General features: G+C 59.3%; 18 protein-coding genes and 5 pseudogenes. 15 read left to right on the forward strand and 8 right to left on the reverse strand.

From position 1 onward, the window contains the following. Positions 1–42: 42 nt before the first annotated feature. Positions 43–1,653 (reverse strand): ABC transporter substrate-binding protein, encoded by a 1,611-nt coding sequence (locus tag ACA067_RS20700; protein ID WP_497458269.1) that lies wholly within the window; start codon positions 1,651–1,653, stop codon positions 43–45. Between the two features lie 69 nt (positions 1,654–1,722). After that, on the reverse strand, positions 1,723–2,877 hold the full coding sequence (locus ACA067_RS20705; protein WP_497458270.1) for a mandelate racemase family protein: 1,155 nt from the start codon (positions 2,875–2,877) through the stop codon (positions 1,723–1,725). A gap of 363 nt (positions 2,878–3,240) precedes the next feature. Here ACA067_RS20705 and ACA067_RS20710 point away from each other — a divergent pair, with 363 nt between their 5' ends. The 5 genes and pseudogenes from ACA067_RS20710 to ACA067_RS20730 form a co-directional block, all read left to right on the forward strand. Continuing rightward, the gene (locus ACA067_RS20710; protein ID WP_497458271.1) at positions 3,241–3,966 is read left to right on the forward strand and encodes an oligogalacturonate-specific porin KdgM family protein; all 726 of its coding nucleotides are present in this window, start codon (positions 3,241–3,243) and stop codon (positions 3,964–3,966) included. Positions 3,967–4,039: 73 nt separating this feature from the next. Continuing rightward, entirely contained in the window at positions 4,040–4,867 is an 828-nt protein-coding gene (locus ACA067_RS20715) for an NAD-dependent epimerase/dehydratase family protein (RefSeq protein WP_497458272.1), read from the forward strand. Between the two features lie 63 nt (positions 4,868–4,930). Continuing rightward, positions 4,931–5,824 (forward strand): SMP-30/gluconolactonase/LRE family protein, encoded by an 894-nt coding sequence (locus ACA067_RS20720; protein ID WP_497458273.1) that lies wholly within the window; start codon positions 4,931–4,933, stop codon positions 5,822–5,824. Between the two features lie 119 nt (positions 5,825–5,943). Beyond that, the gene (locus ACA067_RS20725) at positions 5,944–7,803 is read left to right on the forward strand and encodes an ABC transporter ATP-binding protein (protein WP_497458274.1); all 1,860 of its coding nucleotides are present in this window, start codon (positions 5,944–5,946) and stop codon (positions 7,801–7,803) included. Between the two features lie 39 nt (positions 7,804–7,842). Further along, positions 7,843–8,146 (forward strand): annotated as a pseudogene (locus ACA067_RS20730) (hypothetical protein); the annotation flags it as partial. Positions 8,147–8,239: 93 nt separating this feature from the next. On the opposite strand, the gene ACA067_RS20735 reads toward ACA067_RS20730, so the two are convergent. Next, positions 8,240–8,692 (reverse strand): MarR family winged helix-turn-helix transcriptional regulator, encoded by a 453-nt coding sequence (locus tag ACA067_RS20735; RefSeq protein WP_497458275.1) that lies wholly within the window; start codon positions 8,690–8,692, stop codon positions 8,240–8,242. Positions 8,693–8,863: 171 nt separating this feature from the next. On the opposite strand from ACA067_RS20735, the gene aceE reads away from it, so the two are divergent. After that, complete coding sequence (aceE, locus tag ACA067_RS20740) at positions 8,864–11,533, forward strand: pyruvate dehydrogenase (acetyl-transferring), homodimeric type (protein WP_497458276.1); 2,670 nt, start codon at positions 8,864–8,866, stop codon at positions 11,531–11,533. Between the two features lie 67 nt (positions 11,534–11,600). Here aceE and ACA067_RS20745 read toward each other — a convergent pair. After that, positions 11,601–11,660, reverse strand: a pseudogene (locus ACA067_RS20745) (MerR family transcriptional regulator); the annotation flags it as partial. A 104-nt stretch (positions 11,661–11,764) separates the two neighbouring features. On the opposite strand from ACA067_RS20745, the pseudogene ACA067_RS20750 reads away from it, so the two are divergent. Then, positions 11,765–12,350, forward strand: a pseudogene (locus tag ACA067_RS20750) (alpha/beta fold hydrolase). A 183-nt stretch (positions 12,351–12,533) separates the two neighbouring features. Here ACA067_RS20750 and ACA067_RS20755 read toward each other — a convergent pair. Next, the gene (locus ACA067_RS20755; protein WP_497458277.1) at positions 12,534–13,751 is read right to left on the reverse strand and encodes an MFS transporter; all 1,218 of its coding nucleotides are present in this window, start codon (positions 13,749–13,751) and stop codon (positions 12,534–12,536) included. Positions 13,752–13,881: 130 nt separating this feature from the next. Between ACA067_RS20755 and ACA067_RS20760 the strand changes: the two genes are divergently transcribed. The 4 genes from ACA067_RS20760 (at position 13,882) to ACA067_RS20775 (ending at position 16,254) form a co-directional block, all read left to right on the forward strand. Continuing rightward, complete coding sequence (locus tag ACA067_RS20760) at positions 13,882–14,487, forward strand: TetR/AcrR family transcriptional regulator (RefSeq protein WP_497458278.1); 606 nt, start codon at positions 13,882–13,884, stop codon at positions 14,485–14,487. A 61-nt stretch (positions 14,488–14,548) separates the two neighbouring features. Next, on the forward strand, positions 14,549–14,815 hold the full coding sequence (locus ACA067_RS20765; RefSeq protein ID WP_497458279.1) for a hypothetical protein: 267 nt from the start codon (positions 14,549–14,551) through the stop codon (positions 14,813–14,815). A 47-nt stretch (positions 14,816–14,862) separates the two neighbouring features. Then, the gene (locus tag ACA067_RS20770) at positions 14,863–15,537 is read left to right on the forward strand and encodes a DUF3313 domain-containing protein (RefSeq protein ID WP_497458280.1); all 675 of its coding nucleotides are present in this window, start codon (positions 14,863–14,865) and stop codon (positions 15,535–15,537) included. A 384-nt stretch (positions 15,538–15,921) separates the two neighbouring features. Then, positions 15,922–16,254, forward strand: coding sequence for a hypothetical protein (locus ACA067_RS20775; protein ID WP_497458281.1), 333 nt, complete (start codon positions 15,922–15,924; stop codon positions 16,252–16,254). A 26-nt stretch (positions 16,255–16,280) separates the two neighbouring features. On the opposite strand, the gene ampC is transcribed toward ACA067_RS20775, so the two are convergent. Then, a complete protein-coding gene (gene ampC, locus ACA067_RS20780) occupies positions 16,281–17,441 on the reverse strand; it encodes a class C beta-lactamase (protein WP_497462819.1) in 1,161 nt (386 codons plus the stop codon). A 547-nt stretch (positions 17,442–17,988) separates the two neighbouring features. Here ampC and ACA067_RS20785 point away from each other — a divergent pair. From ACA067_RS20785 to ACA067_RS20800, 4 genes and pseudogenes are all read left to right on the forward strand, one after another. Further along, positions 17,989–20,070 carry a TonB-dependent siderophore receptor gene (locus tag ACA067_RS20785; RefSeq protein ID WP_497458282.1) on the forward strand — a complete coding sequence of 694 codons (2,082 nt, stop codon included), beginning with the start codon at positions 17,989–17,991 and terminating at the stop codon, positions 20,068–20,070. Positions 20,071–20,427: 357 nt separating this feature from the next. Continuing rightward, entirely contained in the window at positions 20,428–21,600 is a 1,173-nt protein-coding gene (locus tag ACA067_RS20790) for an acetyltransferase domain-containing protein (RefSeq protein WP_497458283.1), read from the forward strand. Positions 21,601–21,829: 229 nt separating this feature from the next. Continuing rightward, positions 21,830–22,849 (forward strand): annotated as a pseudogene (locus ACA067_RS20795) (TonB-dependent siderophore receptor); the annotation flags it as partial. A gap of 26 nt (positions 22,850–22,875) precedes the next feature. Then, a pseudogene (locus ACA067_RS20800) lies at positions 22,876–23,304 on the forward strand (P-loop NTPase family protein); the annotation flags it as partial. A 229-nt stretch (positions 23,305–23,533) separates the two neighbouring features. Here ACA067_RS20800 and ACA067_RS20805 read toward each other — a convergent pair. Together ACA067_RS20805 and ACA067_RS20810 are read right to left on the reverse strand one after the other, a co-directional pair. After that, entirely contained in the window at positions 23,534–23,734 is a 201-nt protein-coding gene (locus ACA067_RS20805) for an OprD family outer membrane porin (RefSeq protein WP_497458284.1), read from the reverse strand. Positions 23,735–23,937: 203 nt separating this feature from the next. Beyond that, positions 23,938–25,074: an ABC transporter substrate-binding protein gene (locus tag ACA067_RS20810; protein ID WP_497458285.1), complete on the reverse strand. Its 1,137-nt coding sequence runs from the start codon at positions 25,072–25,074 to the stop codon at positions 23,938–23,940. Positions 25,075–25,097: the final 23 nt, after the last annotated feature.

The following is a 25,097-nucleotide window of genomic DNA, read 5'->3' on the forward strand; positions in this document are numbered from 1 at the left end:
CCAATCACCGAGGCGCGAGGGGCGCGCACGCCCCTCGCCCGCTCAACGCGACTTGTAGACGTCCTTGTAACGGGTGGTGGCCGCGGTGTGGCCCTGGTAATCCTGAACATCGTGGTACAGCACCACGGTGTCGGTCATTTGCGAGACTGGCAGGATCGCCCCCACCTGCGCGTCCAGGGTGGTCTGGATCTGCTGGTACTGCGCCAGTTGCCGCGCCTTGTCCGGCTCGACTTCGGCCTGTTCGATCAGGCTGTTCAACTCGGGGCTGTAGAACGACGTGCGCCAGCCCTGGAAGTTGCTCAGCTTGGCTTCGTCGCGGTTGTCCGGGTTATACACCAGGGTGCGCAGGCTCGAATGCGGATGCCGTTCGGCTCCGCCGCCGCCGCGCCCAACCAGCATGTCGAAGCTGCGATCGCGCATGGCCCCGTAGATCTGATTGCCGGTGCCGGTCACGATGGTGGCCTGGATGCCGGCCTGGGCCAGTGTCGATTGCAGGCTGGAGGCAATATTGATGAACGGCGGCTCGGTGAGCACGCGGATGGTGGTCTTGAAGCCATCGGGGTAGCCGGCTTCGGCCAGCAGCTTTTTCGCCTCGGCCACGTTCAGGGTGTAGCCCGGATCGTCCAGGCGCGCTGGCAAGCCCAGCGGCAGCGGACGCTGGTTGAGCTGGCCGTAGTGCGGCATCACGGTCTGGTTGATGCCCTGATAGTCGATCAGCGACCGCACCGCGCGGCGCACGCGGGCGTCATCGTAGGGCTTTTGTTTGACGTTCAGGGCCACGTAATAGAGGGTGCCGCGCTGCACGGTCTGGGTACGCACCTTGTCGGACTTCTCCAGCGCTTCGATATCCGGCGCAGACATGCCCTTGGCCAGGTCCAGGTCGCCGCGCTCGACCATCAGGCGCAGCGACTGCGATTCGGTCATGTTGCGCATGACGATGCGCTTGAGCCTGGCCGGGCCACCCCAGTAACCGTCGAAGCGGGTCATCAGGATCACGTCGTTGGCGCGCCAGTCATTGAGGATGAACGGACCGCTGCCGGCAGCGTGAGTGGTCAGCCAGGCGCCGCCCATGTCATTGCCCTTCTGATGCTGCTGCACCACTTTGCGGTCAAGAATGAAGGCGCTGGGCGAGGTCGCCAGGGTATTGAGGACCAGCATCGGATCGGTCGGGCGCGGCAGTTCGACGACGAAGGTATGCTCGTCGGTGGCGCGCAGGTACTGGTCGACGTTGCCGGCCGTAAAACCGTAGGCCTTCCAGGTTGAGGCCAGGGCCAGGTTGAGCTTGAGTATTCGCTGCAGCGACCAGGCGACGTCTTCGGCGCTCAGCGGATTGCCGGACTGGAACGTGACGCCCTTGCGCAAGGTGAAGGTCAGGGTCCTGCGGTCATCACTGACCTGCCAGCTTTCGGCCAGGGCCGGTACCAACTGGTCCGGTTGGCGCACATCCTGCACCAGCAGCATGTCGTACAGGTTGGCGTTGATCTCCGAGACATCCAGCCCGGTGGCAGCAGCCGGGTCCAGGGACAGCAGGTTGATCATGCTCATGCCGACGATCAACTGGTCGGCCGGGGTCTTGGCGAATGCAGCAGAGACCGGGGTCAGCGCCAACGATGCTGCAAAGACCCCCGCCCAGAGTTTGGGGAGAACGCTCATGTGAGATAGCCTTTTTATAGTTATTGGACTCTCGGGCGGCACGCCATGACGCGTGCCGCCATGCACGAATCAGTAGTTGTGCAGCGTATTGGTCTCGACGTAGTCGAAGTCGATCTCCTCACCCAGGCCTGGCAGGTCCGACAAGTGCACGAAGCCGTCTTCGTCCATGGGGTCGACCAGGCGCTTGAGGTACGCCGGCACCTCGTCGTAATTGAGGAACGGGTGCAGCAGGCCGCGCTCGTACCAGGTGCAGTTCTTGATCGCGCCGACCACTGCCAGGTTGGCCGCGCCGTTGCCGTGGATCTCGCAATTCATGCCGAACGCCTCGGCCATGTGCGCGACTTTCAGGCACGGTGCGATACCGCCGACACCTGCAACACCGGCGCGCAAGATGTCACAGACATCGTTCTTCACCCAGCTGGCCCGGCTCAGGTGCTTGCCACCCAGGCTTTCCGGGCCCAGCACCGGGATGTCCAGCTGACCGGACAACCAGGCATAGGATTCGGCAGAGTCTTCCATCATCGGCTCTTCGAACCAGGCGAAGTCCAGCTTCTCCAGGGCGCGGCCGATGGTCAGTGCTTCGGTGCGGCTGTACCAGTGATAGCCATCGATCATCAGCGCGATGTCCGGGCCGACCGCCTCGCGCACCGCCGCGCACGCCTTGATGTCCATGCTCACGCTTGGCGCGAACGACACCGGCGGCATCCAGGTGTGCAGCTTGATTGCCTTGTAGCCACGCTTGACCAGGGTCTCGGCGAAACGGCCGTACTCCTCCGGGGTCGACAAGCCGCCCGGCAGCTCGTCACCGCACATGGTGGAGCCATACGCAGGCACCTTGTCGCGGTAGCCGCCGATCAGCTTGTGCACCGGCACGTTCAGCTTGCGCCCGGCCCAGTCCCACAGGGCCTGCTCAACCAGCGCCAGGGCACGATCGGTCAACTGGCTGGCGCTGCCGCGCTGCCAGTGCGCCAGGTCGTGCCAGATCTTTTCACGATCGAACGCATTGGCGCCCACCAGCACCTTGCGCACGAAACCATCCAGCACATAAGGACGAATCAGTTCAGGCGCACCCAGTGCGAAGCCTTCGTTACCGCATTCGGTCCTGATGCGCAGCAAGGCCATCTGGGCCTGGGCAACGTCGCCCGGGTGGGCATGGCCGGCACTGTCGACAGCGCGGCGAGTGGGGTAGGAAAAAACCTGGACGTTTACAGCAGTGATGATCATGGACGTCTGAGCCTTCTTGTTTGATTTATGGCGGGTGAGTCACGCTCTGGAGGCGATCCTACGTCATCGTACAACTTTTGAAAAGACCCTCTCGAAAACTTTCAAAAACACGCTTTATCAGTGTTTTTTCAGGGTGCCGCGCGCTAATAAAACATCAGTAAATTGCCGCTACCATCTCTGAAAACCCCGAATTAGAGCGATCAAACCTAGTCATCAGACAACATTTGAAGAAATCGTAGACGACTTTGGTCGTTGTACGATAACTTATGTCTAAATTCACCACAGAGCCCTACCCCGCTGCACTGAATCTCACAGAACGACCGCCTCATAACGACCTCAACAAAAACAAAAAAAGAAGATCGCATGAACAAATCACTCCGCAATCTCATTGCTGTCAGCACCCTCGGCTGGTCTTTTTATGCCTGCGCAGACTCGGCCAGCATCGATTACCGCCATGGTTACACCGAAGACGACAGCATCCACTCCGACCGGGTGAAACTTAATTACCGGATGGACAGCGGCCTGGGTTTTGCCGCCGAGATCAAATACAAGACGGCCGGCGATCGCGAAGACGTCGCCTACGACAACATGATCAACAATGGCCATGAGCTCACCGTGGACTACAACTTCAAGTTGAGCCCCAAGTCTACGCTGACGCCGTCATTCCAGATGGACAGCTCCAAGGACGCCACCACCTACAAGTTCGGCCTGAAGTACAACTACAAGATCTCCGACACCTGGTACGTCGCCACCCGCCTGCGTCTCGATGCGAAGAGCCTGGATCGCGACCAGGTCGATCACAGCTACGATGACCGCGCCAAGGACAATCAGAACACTACCCGCTTCGAAGGCTGGCTCGGCTACACACCCCAAGGCCCGTGGGCGTTCGAGTACCAGTACATCCACTTCGACACCGATTACATCCGCTACGACAACAAGAAGAGCGACTACGAGCAGAACCTGATCATCAGGTACAAGATCAACAAGCAGTGGGCCCCGTTCATGGAAGTGGGCGACATCAAGGTCAACTCCTACACCGACGACCGCCAGGGCCGCTGGCGCCTGGGGATCAAGTACACGTTCATGTAATGCCCCACCGCCGGGAAGCCCTCAGGGTTGCCCGATTTGGTCTATGACGAACATCCAACCCGAGGCACCCGCCATGACGACATCTCCCTCCTCCACCGCCAGCAAACCCTTCAACCGCCTGCTACTGACCGGCGCCGCCGGCGGGCTCGGGCAGATCCTGCGTGAAGCGTTGCAGGCGCACGCCAATGTCGTACGCGCTTCCGATATCAGCGCAATGGCGCCACCCGCTGGCGAGCATGAAGAAGTGATCAGCTGCAACCTGGCGGACAAGGCCGGGGTCCTGGCGCTCGCCAACGAGGTGGATGCCATCGTGCACCTGGGCGGGATCTCCACCGAGCGCGCATTCGAAGAGATTCTCGAGGCCAACATCAGCGGTACTTTTCATATCTATGAGGCCGCGCGCATACACGGGATCAAGCGGGTGGTTTTCGCCAGCTCCAACCACGTCACCGGCTTCTACCCGCAGGACCAACAGCTGGACGCGCACTCCCCGCGCCGCCCGGACTGCTACTACGGGCTGTCCAAGTCCTATGGCGAAGACCTTGCGACCTTTTATTTCCATCGCTACGGCATCGAGACCGTGAGCTTGCGCATCGGCTCCTCGTTCCCCGAGCCACGCAACCTGCGCATGTTGTCCACCTGGCTGAGCTACGCCGACCTGGCGCACCTGGTGGAGCGTGCGTTGCTCGCCGAAAATGTGGGCCATACCGTGGTGTATGGCGTTTCGGCCAACCGCGACCTGTGGTGGAACAACCGTTATGCGGCGCACCTGGGCTTCAACCCGCAGGACAGCTCCGAGCGCTTTCGCGCGCAGATGGAGCAACTGCCCAAGCCTGCGGCCGACCCCAACACCAGGCTGCAAGGTGGCGCGTTCACGGCGGCCGGCCCTTTCGGCGATTGACCCCTTTCCCCACAGCGCACGCCCCGTCGCCGGCAACGCCGGCCCCTGATCCGGAACCTTCGCATGACCGCAGAACTCATCATCGACGCACGCAACACCACCGGCGAAAGCCCGGTATGGCAGCCACAGGAAAACGCACTCTACTGGGTGGACATCCCCGCTGGCCGCCTGCACCGCTGGCAGCCCGATGGCCAGACTCGCACCTGGCAGGCCGACGAAATGCTCGCGTGCATCGCCCGCAGCCCGCAAGGCCATTGGCTGGGCGCGCAAGAAAGCGGGATCTTCCAGCTAACCCCCCAGGCGGATGGGCGCCTGCGCGCCACAAAATGCGCCAACGTCGAACATGCCCGCGACAACATGCGCTTCAATGACGGGCGCTGCGACCGCCAGGGCCGTTTCTGGGCCGGCACCCTGCAGACCAGCATGGGCGCCGATCCGGTTGGCGCACTGTACCGCTACGACCCGCAAGCCGGTGGCGCGGTACAAGCATTGCACGCTCGACTGGAAGGCCTGACCGTCCCTAACGGCATGGCCTTCAGCCCGGACGGCAAGACAATGTACCTCTCGGATTCGCACCCCGGCGTACAACTGATCTGGGCCTTCGACTACGACATCGACAGCGGCACACCCCACAACCGCAGGGTGTTCGTCGACATGAACCGGCACCCGGGCCGACCGGACGGTGCCACCGTGGACGCCGAGGGCTGCTACTGGATCTGTGCGATCGATGCCGGACAAGTATTGCGCTTCACCCCCGAAGGCAAACTGGATCGCACACTGGACCTGCCGGTAAAAAAACCGACCATGTGCGCCTTTGGCGGCCCACAGCTGGATACGTTGTTCGTCACCTCGATCCGTCCCCAGGGCATCGACCTGAGCGAACAGCCGCTGGCCGGCGGCGTATTCGCCTTGAATCCAGGGGTAATGGGCCTGCCAGAACCGATGGCACGGGCCTGATCCGCGTATAACTCGGGCCAGGTAACTCCCGTCTCGTGCGCCAACCTGGTGCAATTGAAACCCTCAAAGCAACCGTTCAATGGCAGAATCTCCTGAACTTGATCGTTTTGGAGACCACCATGCTTGGCGCGTTTGAACGAAGGCTCGACCCCTTTCCTCCTGACGAGGTACCACCGCCACCCGCGGGCCTGGCTCGGTTCCTGTGGGCGTGCACACGGGGCGCCCGCGGCTATATTCTTGCCTTTGCGCTGCTGAGTGCCGGTGTGTCGATATACGAAGCCTGGCTGTTTTCTTTCCTCGGTCAGGTCGTGGATCTACTCTCGACCTGGAAGGCAGGCGGTGATGCGGCTGCGCAGGAAAGTCGCGTGTTGTGGGGCATGGCCATCGTCATGGCGACCAGTGTCGCACTGGTGGCGTTGCGCACCATGGTGCAGCACCAGATATTGGCGATCAACCTGCCGTTGCGGCTGCGTTGGGACTTCCACCGTTTGATGCTACGGCAAAGCCTTTCGTTCTTTTCCGATGAGTTTTCCGGCCGGGTCACCACCAAGGTGATGCAGACTGCGCTGGCCGTGCGCGACGTGCTGTTCACCCTGATTGAGATCGCACCCGGAATCGGGGTGTATTTCATCGCGATCATTGCGCTGGCCGGCGGCTTCGCACTGAAACTGATGCTGCCTTTCATTGCCTGGATCCTGTTGTTCGGGCTAGCCATGCTCTACTTCGTACCCCGCTTGGGGAAAGTGGGGCAGGAACAGGCGCATGCGCGCTCCTCGATGACCGGACGTATCTCAGACGCCTATACCAACATCACGACAGTGAAGCTGTTCTCCCATTCCAATCGTGAAGCGCACTTCGCGCGTGCGGCCATGGAGGATTTCAAGCAGACCGGCTTTCGCCAGATGCGCCTCGTAAGCCAGTTCGAGATCGTCAACCAGGCATTGGTGGTGGCCTTGATCATGGCAGCAGGTGGTTATGCCCTGTGGCTATGGCACCAAGGTGAGGTCGGCGCAGGTGCCGTGGCGGCAATCACCGCCATGGCGTTGCGTATCAATGGCATGTCGCACTGGATCATGTGGCAAATGACCTCGCTGTTCGAGAGCATCGGCACCGTGCAGGATGGCATGGCAACACTGACCCGCGGCCCCAAGGTGCAGGATGCGCCGGACGCGAGTGTGCTGGTGACCTCCGGCGGGGCGGTCACATTCGACAATGTCAGCTTCAACTACAATGGCGAACGCCAGGTGCTCGATGGCCTGAGCCTGAACATTCGCCCGGGCGAAAAAATCGGTCTGGTTGGCCGCTCTGGTGCTGGCAAATCCACGCTGATCAACCTGCTGCTGCGCTTTTACGACGTCGACAGCGGGGAGATTCGCATTGACGGGCAAGACATCGCGCACGTAACGCAAGACAGCTTGCGCAGCGCCATCGGCATGGTCACCCAGGATACTTCCCTGTTGCACCGTTCCATTCGCGACAATATCGCCTACGGCCGCCCCGACGCGAGCGACGCGCAAATCCGCAGTGCCGCGGCCAATGCCCAGGCCGATGAGTTCATCAGCCAACTGAGTGACCGACAAGGCCACACTGGCTACGACACCCTGGTAGGCGAGCGCGGCATCAAGCTGTCGGGCGGCCAGCGCCAGCGCGTCGCGATTGCCCGAGTGATGCTCAAGAACGCCCCGATCCTGCTACTTGACGAGGCTACCAGCGCGCTGGATTCGGAAGTCGAAGTGGCCATTCAGGAAAGCCTCGATGAAATGATGCAGGGCAAGACCGTGATCGCTATCGCCCATCGGCTGTCCACGATTGCGGCAATGGATCGACTTATTGTCATGGATGACGGACGCATCATCGAACAGGGCACCCACACCGAATTGCTCGCAAAGAACGGCATCTATGCGCGGCTGTGGCACCACCAGAGTGGCGGGTTTCTGGGTGAGGATCGGGGGGTGGCCGAGGTTATGGATCAGGTATGAGCGTGAACGGCCCAGGGGGCTGCGAGCGGCTGCTTTGGGTCCCCGGATAAACAGGTCTCTCTGACCGATCCAGACGCCCGTTCCATGATGACGCGTGGCATCACCGTCTATGTGCCCAAGCCGATGACCTCTGGAGCCAGGGCTGACGGGCGCTTCAATAACGATGCCTTCATCTATGAAGCGGCAAAAAACGAATACATTTGCCCGGCTGGAGGCGCTGATCTGGCACTACTCCTATGTTGAAAAAGGCCTGAAGTTGCATCATGCCGGGCAACCCCGGGTCCGCTTGTTGGGCGCGGGGCTGGCCTTGCAGTCGGTGGCCTCGGCGGCGCAGATGTTGCGTGATGACTGGGGTGTCGAATGCGAACTCTGTTATTGCGCAGGCGTGCGTCGAGCAGGCGATGAGCCGTTATCGGCTGCAATGACCAGACTGCGCTCAACCCGCTCGCCCACTGGCTCGCGCCGCCCTTGCAGCCCGCTCAAGCGCGTCACTGAAGAACCGCTGTTGCTCGTCATCGAATTGCGACAAAAACAACTCGTCCACCGCCCCTTCATAGATTTGCCACATTTTTTTACGCAGCACTTTCCCGCTCTCGGTAATGGCGGCATACGCACCACGGCCGTCATCGCTGGCACGGCTGCGTGTGACCAGGCCTTCGGCCTCCAGACGGTCCACCAACCGGGTGAGGTTGTAGCGCTCGATCGCCATCACGTCAGCCAATTCGCTCATGCGCCGGGTGCCTTCAGGGCCGCTTTCCAGGCCCCATAACGCGTCGTACCACGCATACGCCGGCAGGCCGGCGGCCGCCAGTCGACGCTCGATTTCCCGGATCAGGCAGCGGTGGGCCCTGACGAATCTGAACCAGGTATCCGGATCGCTTGAAGACATGCATCACCCTTTTCATGAAATCGATTTAGTTGCAATTGTAGCGTGCGGCAGGCTAAGTTCTCGCATGTAGTTGCAATTGCAATTACATATTTGTTCAAGGTTGGCGTCGACCCACGCCCCTTCGCCAGGCACCAAACGACTCGGTGCTGCTGCACTGCCCAGGAGATGACGATGGCACAACACCCCCTGTTTCTCGACGAGGATCCACAAGAAACTCGCGAATGGCTCGACTCCATTGAATCGGTGGCGAGCGTCGAAGGGCGCTCTCGCGCCCACTATCTGATCGATCAGATGCTGGATTTCGACGCCGACCGCCACGGTAATTTCTACGGGCGCGTCACCACGCCCTACGTCAACACCATCGCGCTCGACCGTCAGCAGCCCTACCCCGGCGACCTGACGATAGAACGCCGGATCAATGCTTATATACGCTGGAACGCCTTGGCCATGGTGCTGCGCGCCGGCAAACATTCGAACGTGGGCGGGCACATCGCATCCTATGCCTCGGCGGCCATTCTGTACGACGTCGGCTTCGAGCATTTCTTCCGTGGGCGCACCGATCAGTTTGGTGGCGACATGGTGTATATCCAGGGCCACTCTTCACCGGGCATCTACGGGCGCGCCTATCTGGAAGGTCGCCTGAGCGAAGAACAGCTGGACAACTTCCGCCGCGAGACTGACCGCGACGGTGTCTCGTCCTATCCGCATCCAAGGCTCATGCCGGACTTCTGGCAGTTTCCGACGGTGTCCATGGGACTCGGACCGATCACCGCCGCGTATCAGGCCAGATTCATGCGCTACCTCGAAGACCGTGGCCTGAAAGAACATCAAGGGCGCAAAGTATGGGCGTTTCTCGGTGACGGCGAAATGGACCAGCCGGAATCCCTGGCGGCGATTTCCCTGGCGGGTCGGGAGAAGCTCGACAATATTATTTTTGTCGTCAACTGCAACCTCCAGCGCCTGGACGGACCGGTGCGCGGCAACAGCAAGGTCATTCAGGAATTTGAAAGCCTGTACCGGGCGACCGGCTGGAACGTTATCAAGGTGATCTGGGGTAGCGGTTGGGATGCCTTGCTGGAAAAGGACAAAAGCGGCCTGCTACGCCAGCGGATGATGGAATGCGTGGACGGCGACTATCAAAACTACAAGTCGCAAAACGGCGCTTACGTACGTGAGCATTTTTTTGGCAAATACCCCGAGTTGCTGGAACTGGTCAGCGACCTGAGCGACGAAGAAATCTGGAAGCTCTCTCGCGGCGGCCATGACCCGGAAAAGGTCTACAACGCGTACGCCGCCGCGATGCGCCACACCGGCGGGCCGACAGTCATTCTGGCCAAGACCGTGAAAGGTTTCGGCATGGGTGAAGCAGGCGAAGGCCAGAACATCAACCATCAGCTCAAGAAGATGGGTGAGGATGCGGTCAAAGCGTTCCGTGATCGTTTTGCGTTGGACCTCACCGACGATCAACTGGGCGACATGCCCTACCTCAAACCGGCAGCGGACAGTATCGAGGCCCTTTATCTGCAAGCCAGGCGCACCGAACTGGGCGGCTACGTGCCTGCGCGCTTCAGCGCAGTCGAGCCGTTGCAGATCCCGCCATTGTCGGCCCTGGACACCCAGCTCAAAGGCACTGGCGAGCGTGGGATTTCCACCACCATGGCGTTTGTGCGCATCCTCGGCACTTTGCTCAAAGACCCGAACATCGGCAAGCTGATTGTGCCCATTGTCCCGGACGAATCACGCACCTTCGGCATGGAAAGCCTGTTCCGCCAGATCGGCATCCATTCCCACGTCGGCCAATTGTATACACCTCAGGACGCCGGCCAACTGAGTTATTACAAGGAGGCACGGGATGGCCAGATCATGCAGGAGGGTCTGAACGAGTCCGGCGGGATTTCTTCGTGGATCGCGGCAAGTACTTCGTACAGTACGCACGGCGTGACGACGGTGCCCTTCTACATCTTTTATTCGATGTTTGGCTTCCAGCGTGTCGGCGATCTGGCTTGGGCGGCTGGCGATGCCCGCGCCCGAGGTTTCCTGCTGGGTGCCACGTCTGGCAGGACCACGCTGATGGGCGAAGGCCTGCAACATGACGATGGTCACAGCCATGTAGTGTCCGCAACCGTACCGTGCTGCGTGTCCTACGACCCGACGTTCGCCTATGAACTGGCCGTGATCATCCAGGATGGCATGCGGCGTATGTATGTCGAAAACGAAGACATCTATTACTACATCACGTTGCTGAACGAAAACTACGCCCATCCGCCCATGCCCGAAGGTATCGAGCAGGACATTCTCAAAGGAATGTATCGGCTCTCAGCCCCGGCGCAGCCAATCGAAGGCAAGCACGTACAACTGATGGGTTGCGGTTCAATCCTGCAAGAAGTCATCGCCGCCGCGCAGTTGCTGGAGCAGGACTTCGACGTCAGCAGCGAAGTGTGGAGCGTCACCAGCCTGACCGAACTGCGTCGGGACGGCCAGGACGCCGAACGCTGGAATTTGCTGCATCCTCATAAGGCACCACGTATCGGTCACGTTGAACGTTGCCTGCAAGATAAACAGGGTCCGGTGGTGGTCGCGACTGATTACATGAAGATATTCGCCGACCAGATCCGCCCGTTCGTGCCAAAGCGGCGCTTTGTGACATTAGGCACCGACGGTTTCGGCCAATCGGATACCCGGGAATCGTTGCGCAGGTTTTTCGAAGTGGATCGCCACTTCATTGCATTGGCGGCCTTGAAAGCGCTGGCCGATGACGGAGTGGTACCCAGGGAAAAAGTAGCCGAGGCGCTTGCGCTTTATGGGATTGACCCGGAGAAACAGAACCCGGCGAAAGTTTGAGTCTTATCTCCATCACGGGCATCTTGGCGACGGTCTGGATGTCACGGGCAAATTCAACGAAATAGGCGTAGAAGCGGATGCGTGAAGGCGCCAATCCGCTGATTTTCGCCAGTTCGCCTATTCTCATATTCCACCCAAAAAAACCATTGACCTTAAAGCTGACATTAAACCTAAAGTCATTTGGCGGCCATGTTCCGATCATGGCCTCCATTTCATTCAGTAGATGCGAACATGGGGTACGTCACTACGCAGGACGGTGTCGAGATCTTTTACAAAGACTGGGGTCCACGCGACGCCCAAGTGATCTTCTTTCATCACGGATAGCCACTCAGTGCGGACGACTGGGATGCGCAGATGCTGTTTTTCCTGGCGAACGGCTACCGGGTCCATTGCACACGACCGGCGCGGCCACGGGCGATCCAGTCAGGTCTGGGACGGGCACGACATGGATCACTATGCCGATGACGTCGCGGCTGGGCCTTTCTACGGTTATAACCGCCCGGGTGCAAAACCGTCCGAAGGCATCATCCGGAACTGGTGGCGGCAAGGCATGATGGGCTGTGCAAAGGCACATTACGATGGGATCGTGGCCTTTTCTCAGACCGACTTTACCGAAGATCTGAAAAGCCTCACGATCCCGGTGCTGGTGATGCATGGGGATGACGATCAGATCGTGCCTTATGAAAACTCCGGGCTCTTGTCAGCCAAACTAATGCAAAACAGCACGCTGAAAACCTACTCGGGCTACCCACACGGAATGCCTACAACGAACGCCGATACAATCAACGCCGATTTGCTCGCTTTCGTACGAGATTAGGCAACGGGAGGGGTGGGTAAAAATCCTGCCGGGCACATTGGGCCGCTGGTTCAGTCGCGCGGCCTCATGCCTTGCATCGCCCGTGAAGACGCCTTCGCCGGCAAGCCGGCTCCTACAGGGGGGAATCAATTGGTGGCGGGCAAACGGGCAATGCCAACCCGACCTTATCGAACGGAGGGTGATTCAGTGCCCCGCAACCGCAGGCCTGCCAGCCGCACGCGGGCCTGATTTAAAGCCGTGACCCCGAGCCCACCAGACAATCGAAAACCCTACCCCCGCCAATACCACCATTGCCCACGGAAAAGAGGCGACGCCCCACCTGTCCAGCAATACCCCACCCACCACTCCACTCCCGGCAATCGCACTATTCCAGGCCACCACATTCAACGACAACGCGACATCCGCCCCATCACCCGCCGCATCCGCCAGCGCCGTTTGCAGCAACGTCGCCGCCCCGCCGAAGCTCAGCCCCCAAACCGCCACGCCGATGCAGATCACCTCAGGCACGCCACCCAAAAAGCCAAAGACCACAGAAACTGCCGCAAACGCCGCCAGGCTCACCAGCACAGTCTTGCGCAACAACGGCTCAACCAGTTTGGCAGTCACCCAAATCCCCACCAACGCGGCCAGACCAAACACCAACAACACCAGATCCACCCGATCCCCCAACCCCGCCGGCACCACGAACGGTGCGATGTAGGTGTAGAGAATGTTGTGGGCCAGCATCCAGCTGATCACCACCGCCAGCACCGGTCGCACGCCCGGCGTGGTCAGCACCGTGCGCAGCGACATCCGCTGGTGCGCGGCCTGGGGTGGGTAGTCAGGGACTTTCACCAGGACCCAGGCGATCAGCACCAGGGTCAGGGCCGACATGATGCCGAAGGTGGTGCGCCAACCCACCAGGCCGCCCAGCCACGTGCCGAGGGGCACGCCCAGGGACAAGGCAATCGGAGTGCCGACCATGGCCAGCGCCAGCGCCCTGCCCTGTTGATGGGGCGCGACCATGCGTCGGGCGTAGCCGGCCAGCAGGCTCCAGGCCAGCCCCGCCGCGACGCCGGCGAAGAAGCGCGCCACCAGGGTCACGCCATAGTGGGATGACAGCGCGGTGATGGAGTTGAACAGCAAGAAGCCAACGATGGTCAGCAGCAGCACGTTACGGCGGCGCCAGCCACGGGTGGCGATGGTCATGGGGATGACTGCCAGCACCGAGCCCAGGGCGTAGGCGGTGACCATCTGACCAGCCATGGAGGGGGAAATCGCCAGGCCTTCGCTGATCAGCGGCAACAGGCCGGCGGGCAGGGTTTCGGTGACGATGCAGATGAAGCCGGTCATGGCCAGGGCGAGCAAGGCGCCGATGGGCAGGCGGTCGGGCGTTGCCGATAAGGTGATTGAGGGTGTCACGGGAAGACTCCTTGAGTGAGGACTTCAGACTTAGATACTGATCGATACAAATGTTGAGGGCAGCCATCGCTCGTTGTCAACGACTTATGTATCGATTAGTATTTATCTCGTCATCCAGAGGAATCTTGCAATGGCGCAAATGGGCCGCCCCCGCACCTTCGACCGCGACCAGGCCGTGGAACAGGCCTTGCACCTGTTCTGGCTACACGGCTACGACGCAACCTCCCTCGCTCAGTTGAAAGCCGGACTGGGTGGCGGGATTTCCGCGCCGAGTTTTTACGCCGCGTTCGGTTCCAAGGAAGCCTTGTTCGATGAGTGCGTGCAGCGTTACCTGACGACCTTCGCCCAGGTCACCGAATGCCTGTGGGACGAGAGCCTGCCGCCACGTCAGGCCATTGAGACCGCGCTGCGCCAGTCCGCGCGCATGCAGTGCGAAGACGGCCATCCCAAAGGTTGCATGGTGGCCCTTGGCGTGATGAGTGCGCCCAGCCCGGAGAATGCGCGGGTGGTCGATGCCCTGACCCAATCCCGCGCCCGCACTCGCGCGGGGATTCTGGCGTGTGTCGAGCGGGGTATCAGTACCGGTGAGTTACCGGCCACTGTTCACGCGCCCGCGATGGCTACGGTGTTCGACAGTTTCCTGCAGGGGATTTCCATTCTCGCTCGGGATAACACGCAGCATGAGGTCATCGATGCGGCCATCACCCAGGTAATGCTGACGTGGGATAGAGGTTAATCAAATGTGTTGCACCCTCCCACATGAGTCAGTGCGGGTTGCTCAGACTTCTGGCGACCTCATGGGTGACTCGTGGTGGTACGACCGCAGCACCGTTTCGGACGATAACCGGACTTTTACCGTGCCCATGGGCGAATTCTGGCGCATTGCGGCGGGAGCCACCTATGCTCAGAACAAGGTCACTGACATCAACGTCTGCCGGGCCATGGCCTGGCTCGGCGACATGCCGGTGGACGAGACCCCATCCATGTCAGGCACGCGAACTTCCGGTCAGTTCGACAACGCCTGGACTCAAGCCGTGACCGGAAACATGACCGGGCGCTTCTAATGCCCTCCTACCAAAAAAACGACTCAATCCCTGGAGCACACACCACAATGAACCTGTCCCGAAAACTGTTTATTGGCGCTGCGCTGGCCAGCCTGCTGCTCGGCGGTTGCACCTCGAAGGTCACCGAGCGTGAGCAGTATTCCGGCTTCCTGTCCAACTACAACAACTTGCAGCAAGTCACCACCACCAGTGGCGAGACCGCCATGCGTTGGGTGAGCCCGTCCTGGAAACCCGGCGCCTACGACACCGTGGTATTCAACCAGTTGGAACTCTACCCGGCGCCACAGCCCAACGAGCGGGTCAACCGGCAAACCCTGGACGAATTGCAGAGCTACATGACCAGCAAAGTCAAAGGCGTGCTGGGGCAGAAGTACCAGGTTGTGACCAACGCAAAATCAGCGCCCGCCGGCTCGAAACCCTTGATCATGCGCGCGGCGATCACCGGGGTGAATGCCGAAAACGAAGGCATGAAGTGGTACGAAGTGGTGCCGGTTGCCGCTGTCGTGGGGGGTGTTTCCGCTGTCAGTGGCCATCGCGACCAGGACACCACACTCTTCATCGAGGCCGAGTTCATCGACGCCAACACCAACCAGACCGTGGCCAAAGTCGTGCGCAAAGTCTTTGGCAGCACCCTGGAAAATGCCAGCCAGAAGATCACCACCAAGGATTTCAAACAGGCGATCGACAAGCTGACCAGTGATCTGCAAGCTTTCATCAGATAACTGAAAACAACATCACACCGAGACTCGTTGTCGTGCCCACCCCTCATGTAGAAGAATCGCTTCTGCATGAGGGGTGCAACGTCTGGCTCAAAGCCTTGTCCGCCAGGTGGGCCAGGCCAGCCACGAACGTAATGATTTGGCTGAATTCAGTTGCCACTACTGTGCTGTTGGTACGCTCCATCGCACCACCAATGCCCGAGCGCAACGATTGGCAAATTAACGTTAGCGGCGAATGTTGAAATAAGCTAAATCACTTCTGGCTCTCTACCGCCAAGTGCCGGCTTACGGGGGACTCCCGACAAGTGGAGGGAACTCGCTACTGGAGAAACTCGTCATGCTGATAGAATCGTACTGGCTACTCATAACACCCCTCTGAGAATTGGCATGAACCCAGAATTAACTGAAGAAGAGATGCGCCGGGCCCTTTTCGGTGCTGTCGAGCAGGTTGCGCAGGACAATGCGCCTCCAGTGCAAAAGCCTCTCCCGGATATCGTGATCACGCAGTCGGCGAAGGTGGCAGAGAAAAAGAAGGTCGCGAAAGCCTATACACCCAGGCTGAGAGTCACGCTTCGGGTGGGCAATGAATTTGAAGGCAAGACGCACGAGATGGTCTATGAGGCCGATACGTTGAGTACTCTCCTGGCTGAGCAAGAAGCGACCAGGGCGGCCAGGAAAAAATTCCGGTTTGTGGAAGTGGTTTCGACCAAGTCGATGTAGATGGATGTTCAATGACGTGCACTCGATCAATTCCGAGTATCCAGGGCCGTCAATACTTCGTGGGCGGCTTTCACCCTGGCAGGGATGGGATAGTTCTTGTTCGCCAGCATCACGATGCCCATACCCTTGGCTGGAACAAAGGCCACGTAAGCGCCGAAACCTTCCGACTCGCCCGTCTTGTTAATGAGCACGTTGCCCTGCGGTGGCAGCGGAGGGTTGAGTCGGGTAATTTCATGGCCCTCAAAGACCATTGTGTATGCGTTGCCCGCGAGCAAGCGGTCGAGCTCTATTGGATAAGGGTAAAACTCCCATCCCAGGCCCTGCGTCATATCTGCGACCTTGTAGTAGCCTGTATGCGTTGCAGTGATCGCACGTTGCAGAGGCTCATCCAGATCCGTCTCTTGCATGTTTGCCTCGACGAAATGAATCATGTCCGCCGAGCTGGATTTCACGCCATAAGCCTCGGCATACAGAAGACCTGGGCCCATCCTGGCCGGTTTGCCCTCTTTGCTATAGCCGTACGCGTAATGACTCATCTGCGCTTGAGGGACCCTGATGTAACTTTGCTTCAGGCCGAGCTTCGCAAACAGCCACTTTTCCAGTAGATCTTCGAAAGGCTCCCCCATGCTTTCGGCGGTCAGAAAGCCGAGCAGACCAATGCTCGGGTTCGAGTAGAGCCTGTATGTTCCGGCGGCATAAGTCGGTTGCCAGTTTTTGTAATAACCGATCATCTTTTCGTGACTGTCCACATCGCCCGGAAACTGCAGCGGCAGACCGCCGGCCACGTAGGTTCCAAGATCGAGCAGGCTGATGTTGTCGAGACTGCTGCCACGCAATGAAGGCAGGTATTGGCTTGCGGGATCAGACAGTGAGAGCTTTCCGCTTTCCTGCGCGTAGGATGCGAGTGTCGCCGTAAAGGTTTTACTGAGCGAGCCGATCTCGAAAATCGTCTCCTCGGTCACCTTCTGCCCTCTTTCCTCCATGGAGATGACGCCGTAGTTAAAGTAATACTGCTTCCCATGGAGTGTTACCGCCACCGCCATGCCAGGAATGGCATGCTCTTGCATAACCGGCCGAATAGCCGCGTCCACGACAGCCCTGACCCTGTTTTCTACATCATCCCCAGCGACGCAACTGCCTGCGCCGAGGAAAAATGCGGTAACGGCAAAGCCGCCCAGCCTGGCCATCGTCTTTTCGTGGGCTATATAAATCACACGACTGACTGCGCAAATGATCCGACACCCGCCATGTCGGCCATTGACAAAGTCCGCCCCCTCCAGGGTCGCGCGCAGCATCCTTTCACCGTCGCCAAACTGGTGACGCACTCGCAACTCCTGCTCCTCTACCCCGCCTTTGGCATTCTTCAGCAACCACGCGATGCGCAGTCCCTTGCGCCAGGCAATGATGCAATCACCCTGTCCGATGCAGTCACAGCGGAGCGGGCTCTGCGCTGGATACCCTTGATGTCCTCACAAAGGACATTACAAGTATCATTTGATAACCAATCACATTTGCGTATGATACAGATTCTCATTAACAACAAGCCAAATGTGAGTGCACATGTACACCCCAATCTCCCTGTGTTCACAAAACACCGTTCCGCCCCGCGCACAGCTGGCTGTGCGCCCCCTGGCCCTGGCCGTGCACATGCTTGCAGCCGGTATCGCGTTCGCTGCGCCATCCGCGCAGGCGGCGGAACAGACTGAGCAAACAGAGACAGGGAGTTCTCTGACCTTGGCCCCTATCGCTGTCACGGAGACGGCCGTTCGCGAGCGCAGTGCGGTCACCGAAGACACCCACTCGTACACGACCGAGGCGGCACGCACGGCCACGCCGTTGAGCATGTCCCTGCGGGAGACGCCGCAGTCGGTCAGCGTCATCACCCAGCAGCGCATCCAGGACCAGGACCTGCATACGATCCTGGACGTGGTCAACAATGCCACCGGTGTCTCGGTCAACCGCTACGAAACCAGCCGGGCGCAGTTCAACGCCCGCGGCTTTGAACTCAACTCGCTGATGATCGATGGCGTACCCACCCTCTACGAACAGCCATGGAGCTCGGGGGAGATTTTCAGCAGCCTGGCCATGTATGACCGCGTTGAAGTGGTCCGTGGCGCCAACGGTTTGATGACGGGCGCCGGCGACCCTTCCGCGTCCATCAACATGGTGCGCAAGCGCGCCAGCAGTACCGACCTGAAGGGTTCGCTGGAACTGAGTGCCGGCAGCTGGGACACCTATGGCGTCGAGGCTGATGTGTCCAGCGCGCTGAACGAGGAAGGCACCATTCGCGGGCGATTGGTCGCGGAGAGCAACGAGGGCGACACCTGGATCGACATGAACTCGAACAAGCGCCAGACCGTCTACGGCACCATGGACATCGACCTGACGCCCGACACCACGCTCTGGTTCGGCTTGAGCCGGCAAGAAAGCAACGCCGATTCGCCGATGTGGGGCGGCCTGCCCGTCTGGTACGCAGACGGCGGCCGCACCAACTGGAGCCGCTCGAAGTCGACCTCCGCCAAATGGAGCAAGTGGGACACCACCTACGAGACCTACTTCGTCAATCTCGATCACACCTTTGCCAACGACTGGCAAGTCAACCTCAGCTACAACCGTGGCGAACGCACCGGCGACTCGTCCCTGCTGTACCTGTCCGGCAACCCAGGCAGGAACGGCAGCTCCGGCATGTTTTCGTTCCCGGCGACCTACAAGACCGAGACCACCCAGGACGACTACGCCATCCGCTTCAATGGCCCGTTCAAATTGTTGGGCCGTGAGCACGAGTTGGCCTTCGGTTATGTGGACAGCAAGCAGAAATTCGACGCCGACTCACTCGACGCGCAAACCGGCTTTGACGGGATTACCGATTTCGATGCCTATAGCGGCAATTTCGCAGAGCCGGTATGGGGCCCGCGGACCGACTACGGCTACAGCGAGACCCGGCAGAAGGGCCTCTATGCAGCCACCCGCCTGAACGTGACCGACGATTTGAAAGTGATTCTTGGCGCACGTGAAAGCTGGTACGAGAAGACCAGTGATGACGTCTTCTCGGAAGTGAGCAAGGTCGATGTCGACCATGAGCTGACCCCCTATGCAGGCATCGTCTACGACCTCACCGACAACCTCTCGGCCTATGCCAGCTACACGGAAATCTTCCTGCCGCAGTCGGTACGCGACAGCAGTGGCCAGACATTGGAGCCGATCGTTGGCGAGAGCACGGAAATCGGCCTGAAGGGTGAATACTTCGACGGCCGCTTGAACGCCTCCGCTGCCATCTTCCAGATCAAGCAGGATAACCTGGGCCAGAACACCGGCCAGCTGATCGATCCTTCGAACCCTGTCGGCGGCTTCGCCTACGAGGCCAGTGAAGGCGCAACCAGCAAGGGCTTCGAGCTGGAAGTGTCCGGCGAGCTCGCTACCAACTGGAACGCATCGGTGGGTTACACCCAGTTCACGGCCGAAGATGCCAATGGCGACGACGTCAACACGCTGTACCCGACCAAGTTGCTGCGTACCTTTACCACCTACCGCCTGCCTGGCGCTTTCAACAAGCTGACCATTGGCGGCGGCGTCAACTGGCAGGACTCGATCTACACCTACGCCACCAACCCGGCAGGCAACTCCGAGAAGATCCAGCAGGATGCCTATGCCCTGGTCAACCTGATGGCCCGCTACGAGATCACCGAAAACCTCTCGGCGCAGGTGAATGCCGACAACATCACCGACCAGAAGTACTTCGACATCTTCGATGCCTACGGTGCCCTGACGTACGGCGCACCGCGCAGCATTACCGCTTCCGCGAAGTACCGCTTCTAAAGCACCCGGTTAGGTGGCGCTGCGCTCGGCTACCCGAGGTAAACGCAACGAAGAAAAGCACAACACCGGCCTGGCGCCGGTGTTGTGCTTTCGGTGAGGTTCAAGACGGTATCTACAGGAATTTTAAACTGAACACGAAATCGGCAAACGACACCGACCCCATGTAGGAGCCGGCTTGCCGGCGAAGGCGTCGTCGTGGTCGGTGCAAGACTCAAGGCCACCTTCTGCTTTTGCAGCACAACGACAACTGGAATCCGCACGGGCAGGACAGAACTCAACGACATGTTATAGAATATCATTACATTAGCTTTCGGTTGTCTACCGACAACGCTATCCACTCCCTGCCTGCGACTTTCGATGACCCACTTCACTCAAATCCCCCCCACCACAAGCCTCAGTCAACGCCTGATGTCCATCGATGCCCTGCGGGGATTGGTGATCATCTTCATGCTGCTGGATCACGTGCGTGAAACGTTCTTCCTGCACCGTCAAGTCGCCGACCCGATGGCCATCGACACCACTGACCCGACGCTATTCTTCAGCCGAACGCTCGCCCATTTATGTGCGCCGGTGTTCGTTCTGCTCACGGGACTGTCCGCTTACCTGTATGGCGAAAAGCACCAGGGCAAGCACGATGTGTCGATGTTCCTGTTCAAGCGTGGCCTGTTCCTGGTTTTGCTGGAATTCACCCTGGTGAATTTCGCCTGGACATTCCAGTTGCCGCCCACTGTGATCTACCTGCAAGTGATCTGGGCGATCGGCGTCAGCATGATTGCCCTCGCTGCACTGGTCTGGCTACCTCGGCCAGTCCTGTGTGTCCTGGGCCTGGTCATCGTCGCCGGACACAACCTGCTCGATCCCCTGCACTTCCCGGTCGGATCAGCGATGCATCTGCCCTGGGCGATCTTGCATGATCGCGGCTGGCTCGAATTCTCCGACAGTTTGCGCCTGCGCAGTTCTTACCCGGTACTGCCGTGGATCGGTGTGATCGCCTTGGGTTACTGCATGGGCCCCTGGTTCTCTCGCTCAGCCTCCACCACCGTGCGTCAGCGCTATCTGTTACTAACCGGGGCCGGCGCGTTGATCGGCTTCGTTGCACTGCGCCTTATCAACGGCTATGGCGAGGCGCATTGGCTGGCCTATGAAAGTCCCCTGCAAACCGTCATGAGCTTCTTCAACATCACCAAATACCCCCCTTCCCTGCTCTTCCTGTCCCTGACGCTGGGAGTGGGCCTGTTGCTGCTGCTTGGCTTCGAGCGGGCTCAGCAACGCAGGTGGATCAGCACCTTGGCGGTATTTGGTGCGGCGCCGATGTTCTTCTACTTGCTCCACCTGTACGTACTGAAAGTGATGTACCTGATCTGCCTGGCAGTGTTCGGCCTGAATCATGGCAACTACTTCGGCTTCGACAGCATCTGGGCGGTGTGGCTGACGGCGGTGCTGCTGGCTGCAACGCTGTATCTGCCTGTGCGGTGGTTCGCCGCATTGAAGGCGCGCCGTCGCGATATCGGCTGGCTTAAGTACTTTTGAATGGGATGCAGGTTCGGCTCGGGCGGCGTGGTCGCCCGACTCCCGACAAAAACAAAGGGTGTATCGACTCATTTGGACGAGCGTGCAGCCTCTTTGCCTTGCGAACCGGTCCCTTGTAGGAGCCGGCTTGCTGGCGATGATCGTTAACGATAACGCGTGCGTTCTGGTTAAACGCGGCGCACTCGAGTCCATCGCCGGCAAGCCGGCTCCTACAGGTAATGCGTTATCAGTGCTCCCCGCAACTGCCTCCCGCTCGCACTGGAAAGGCAAGGACTATTACAACGCAACCTACGGCAACAACACCTTCGATCTCTATTCATGGGACGGCGACAGCGACGAGCCCGATTGGGGCAACGTCAGCGCCAGGAAAGACGACGTGACACGCCAGACCGCCGGCTACTTTTCGACGCGCCTGAGCCTCACCGATGACCTCTCCCTGCTGTTGGGTTCGCGCCTGACGGATTACCGCCTGACCGGTAGCAACGACTCCAGGGAGACCGGAAAACTCATCCCTTACGCCGGCCTGGTGTATGACATCGACGAACACTTCTCGGCGTACGCCAGCTACACAGAAATTTTCATGCCGCAGATGCTGCGCCCCGACCGAAACAACAAAATGGTCGAGCCCGACGAAGGCAAAAACTACGAAGTGGGCATCAAAGGCGAGTTCTTCGACGGACGCCTGAACACCAGCCTCGCCTACTTTGAAATTCATGAAGAAAATCGGGCTGAAGAAGACACCGAGTACAACAACAACCTCCCGCCCAACGCGCTCGTGGATTGGGCCTACGTCGGCATCAAGGCAAAAACCAAAGGCTATGAAGCCGAGATCTCCGGCGAACTGGCACCGGGCTGGCAAGTCCAAGCGGGCTACACCCACAAGGTGATCCGTGATGACAGCGGGAAAAAGTTTTCGACCTGGGAGCCTGAAGACCAGCTCAACTTCTACACCAGCTACAAACTCACCGGCAGCCTCGACCGGCTCACGCTCGGCGGGGGCGCGCGCTGGCAAGGCAAAGGCTGGCAAGAGGTCTACAACAGCGGAAAAGGTGTGACTCAAGAGTTCTCCCAGGACCCGTACTGGCTGGTCGACCTGATGGCGCGTTACCAGTTGAGCAAAAACCTGTCCGCCTCAGTGAACGTCAACAACGTGCTCGACAAGAAGTACTTCACCAATATCGGCTTTTACAGATCGTCGTACTACGGCGACCCTCGGAACGTGATGGTGTCGACACGCTGGGATTTCTGACCTCTTGCTCTCATCTGCAAATAGCGCAGCCCGACTGGGTCGAACCCGACGCTGAGAAGTTCCGCGCACGGGTCAGCGAAGCGATCGCACCGCCAGCCTGGATTTGTGAAGGCAACTATGCCCGGCGTACATTCGATCTTCGCCTGCCCCGTGCCGACTTGATCATCTGGCTCGATACGCCGCGGCTCACCTGTTTCACCCGGGTGATCCTGCGCAGCAGCGTGATGAACCGCCCTCGCCCTGATCTTGCAGCAGGTTGTACAGAGAAGCTCGACCGGGCGTTTTTGACCTTTCTGAATTTCGTGTGGAATTTCGATCGTGGTTATCGTCCAGGTATCGAGGCGGTGCGCTTGGCCGTAGGGCCGCAAATTCCTACGGTGCACTTGTGTGGTGCCCGGCAGATTGCTGCATTTCTCGATGGCTTGCCTGCAACGCCTGAAGGCTGCCTTGAATAGATGGAGAGCGGCATTAGCCATATTCTGAGACACCCACGCTCGTACGAGATGAGGGAAAAGCAGAATCAGCCTCCATCAAGAAGGTCCGGTACGGGTCGGTTGCAACCCTTTGCGACAGGCAGCAACCGGCCACCAGCGGACATTCAAAACGGGCCATTTCAGAGAAATCGAACATGAGCGCTATGACGTTCATACGGCCAGTTGATGAACTCGGAACCATTACGTCCAGCTACGCGTGGTAGTACTTCAGTGTCAAGCTATCGGACCATTTGTAATCACCACCCAGAAAGACAGACTGGTCTGATTCGGCCTTGGGGTTGCAACGGCCATTGGGCGATGCAACGGGCTTTTTGATAGTTGGTGGAACCGCGCTGATGCGGTCCAACCGGCCGACACTCAACATCAAGTTGTCCAGATCCTGCGAGCGCAAATTTCACATAGGGGGCGATCGCTATGCCCTACCTTATTGTCTTCGACACGATCACCGCCTTGCCGGTCGTCCGTGGTCTGGTAGCGCATTACCCATGTGGCCACCACCACCATGCCTGGCGCCCGGAAAAAAATGCCCGATGCAGTGCATCGGGCATTGTGGTGAAACAGGTGCATACCTATTTCAGGACTAGACAATTATCTTTATTGAGGACCGTTAAGCAGAACCCATTGCTGGTTTTGCACGCTGACAAGCGCTCGGGCGCGTTGGTCGTGCCCGAAGTGGTCAGTTGGGCTTAAGTTGTAAACCCCATGGGTACCGACGACGTTGTCGGTTTTTTCCAGCTGATCACGCAAGCTTTGGCGGAACTCGGGGCTTCCGGGCTGGGCGGCTTGCAGTGCGCCAGGTACTGCGGCTTCCACCAGGCGCATGGCGTCATATAGATAAGCGCCAAAAGGCGAGAGACTGTGGGGGCCGAACTGCGCTTCATAGCTTTGGGCGTATTGGCTCGCGATTGCCTTGGAGGGATGGTTGTCGGGTAGCTTGTCCCAGACCACTACCGGACCGACGGGCAGGATGGCCCCGTCGAGGGCTTTGCCGCCGATCCGCAGAAAGGCGCTATTGGCAGCGCCATGAGTGTGGTAAATCGCGCCCTTGTAGCCGAGCCTGCGCAGTTCGGTATGGGGGAGCGCAGCGGGAGCTCCGGCAGCGCCGATCAGCACTGCGTCAGGTCGTGCGCCGATTACTTTCAATGCCTGGCCACTGACAGAGGAATCGGTGCGGTTGAAGCGCTCATCGCGCACCAGTGTGATGCCGGCTGCGGGAGCCAGTTCGCCGAGGGCCTTGAACCAATCCTCACCCCAGACGTCGTTGAAGCCGATGTAACTCAGTGTTTTTACGCCGTTGTGCTGCATGTGCTCGATGAGCGACTTGGCCATGAGATTATTGGTTTGAGCGATAGTGAAAATCCAATGATTCTCGTTGTTTGGCGGGACGTAAGGAGCAAGGGCGATCTGCGCCGTACTGCTTTCCTTGGCGACTTGGGCGACCGCCGAAGAGGTTGGTACCGTGGTGGAGCCGATCAGCAGGTCAACAGCATGTTCGCTCACCAGTTTGCGAGCGTTCTTGGTGGCCGCGGTACTGTCGCTAGCATCGTCTAGGACAATGTAATTAACGGTTTGCCCAGCGATCTGTTTGGGCAGTAGTTGCACGGTATTGCGTTCTGGAATGCCCAGAGAGGCTCCAGGCCCGGTTGTCGAAAGGATGATGCCGATAGAGATGTCGGCATGAGCTGCTGTTGTCATCAATGCAGTAAAAAACAAGGCGATGTGGCGTTTCATGGAAGCTCCAGGTGGTTTTGTTG

Source organism: Pseudomonas sp. LBUM1674 (assembly GCF_059695635.1).

Coding starts and splice junctions, on each gene's coding strand:
- ACA067_RS20700 (WP_497458269.1), bottom strand. CDS start 1,653: ATGAGCGTTCTCCCCAAACTCTGGGCGGGGGTCTTTGCAGCATCGTTG.
- ACA067_RS20705 (WP_497458270.1), bottom strand. CDS start 2,877: ATGATCATCACTGCTGTAAACGTCCAGGTTTTTTCCTACCCCACTCGC.
- ACA067_RS20710 (WP_497458271.1), top strand. CDS start 3,241: ATGAACAAATCACTCCGCAATCTCATTGCTGTCAGCACCCTCGGCTGG.
- ACA067_RS20715 (WP_497458272.1), top strand. CDS start 4,040: ATGACGACATCTCCCTCCTCCACCGCCAGCAAACCCTTCAACCGCCTG.
- ACA067_RS20720 (WP_497458273.1), top strand. CDS start 4,931: ATGACCGCAGAACTCATCATCGACGCACGCAACACCACCGGCGAAAGC.
- ACA067_RS20725 (WP_497458274.1), top strand. CDS start 5,944: ATGCTTGGCGCGTTTGAACGAAGGCTCGACCCCTTTCCTCCTGACGAG.
- ACA067_RS20735 (WP_497458275.1), bottom strand. CDS start 8,692: ATGTCTTCAAGCGATCCGGATACCTGGTTCAGATTCGTCAGGGCCCAC.
- aceE (WP_497458276.1), top strand. CDS start 8,864: ATGGCACAACACCCCCTGTTTCTCGACGAGGATCCACAAGAAACTCGC.
- ACA067_RS20760 (WP_497458278.1), top strand. CDS start 13,882: ATGGCGCAAATGGGCCGCCCCCGCACCTTCGACCGCGACCAGGCCGTG.
- ACA067_RS20765 (WP_497458279.1), top strand. CDS start 14,549: ATGGGTGACTCGTGGTGGTACGACCGCAGCACCGTTTCGGACGATAAC.
- ACA067_RS20770 (WP_497458280.1), top strand. CDS start 14,863: ATGAACCTGTCCCGAAAACTGTTTATTGGCGCTGCGCTGGCCAGCCTG.
- ACA067_RS20775 (WP_497458281.1), top strand. CDS start 15,922: ATGAACCCAGAATTAACTGAAGAAGAGATGCGCCGGGCCCTTTTCGGT.
- ampC (WP_497462819.1), bottom strand. CDS start 17,441: ATGGCCAGGCTGGGCGGCTTTGCCGTTACCGCATTTTTCCTCGGCGCA.
- ACA067_RS20790 (WP_497458283.1), top strand. CDS start 20,428: ATGACCCACTTCACTCAAATCCCCCCCACCACAAGCCTCAGTCAACGC.
- ACA067_RS20810 (WP_497458285.1), bottom strand. CDS start 25,074: ATGAAACGCCACATCGCCTTGTTTTTTACTGCATTGATGACAACAGCA.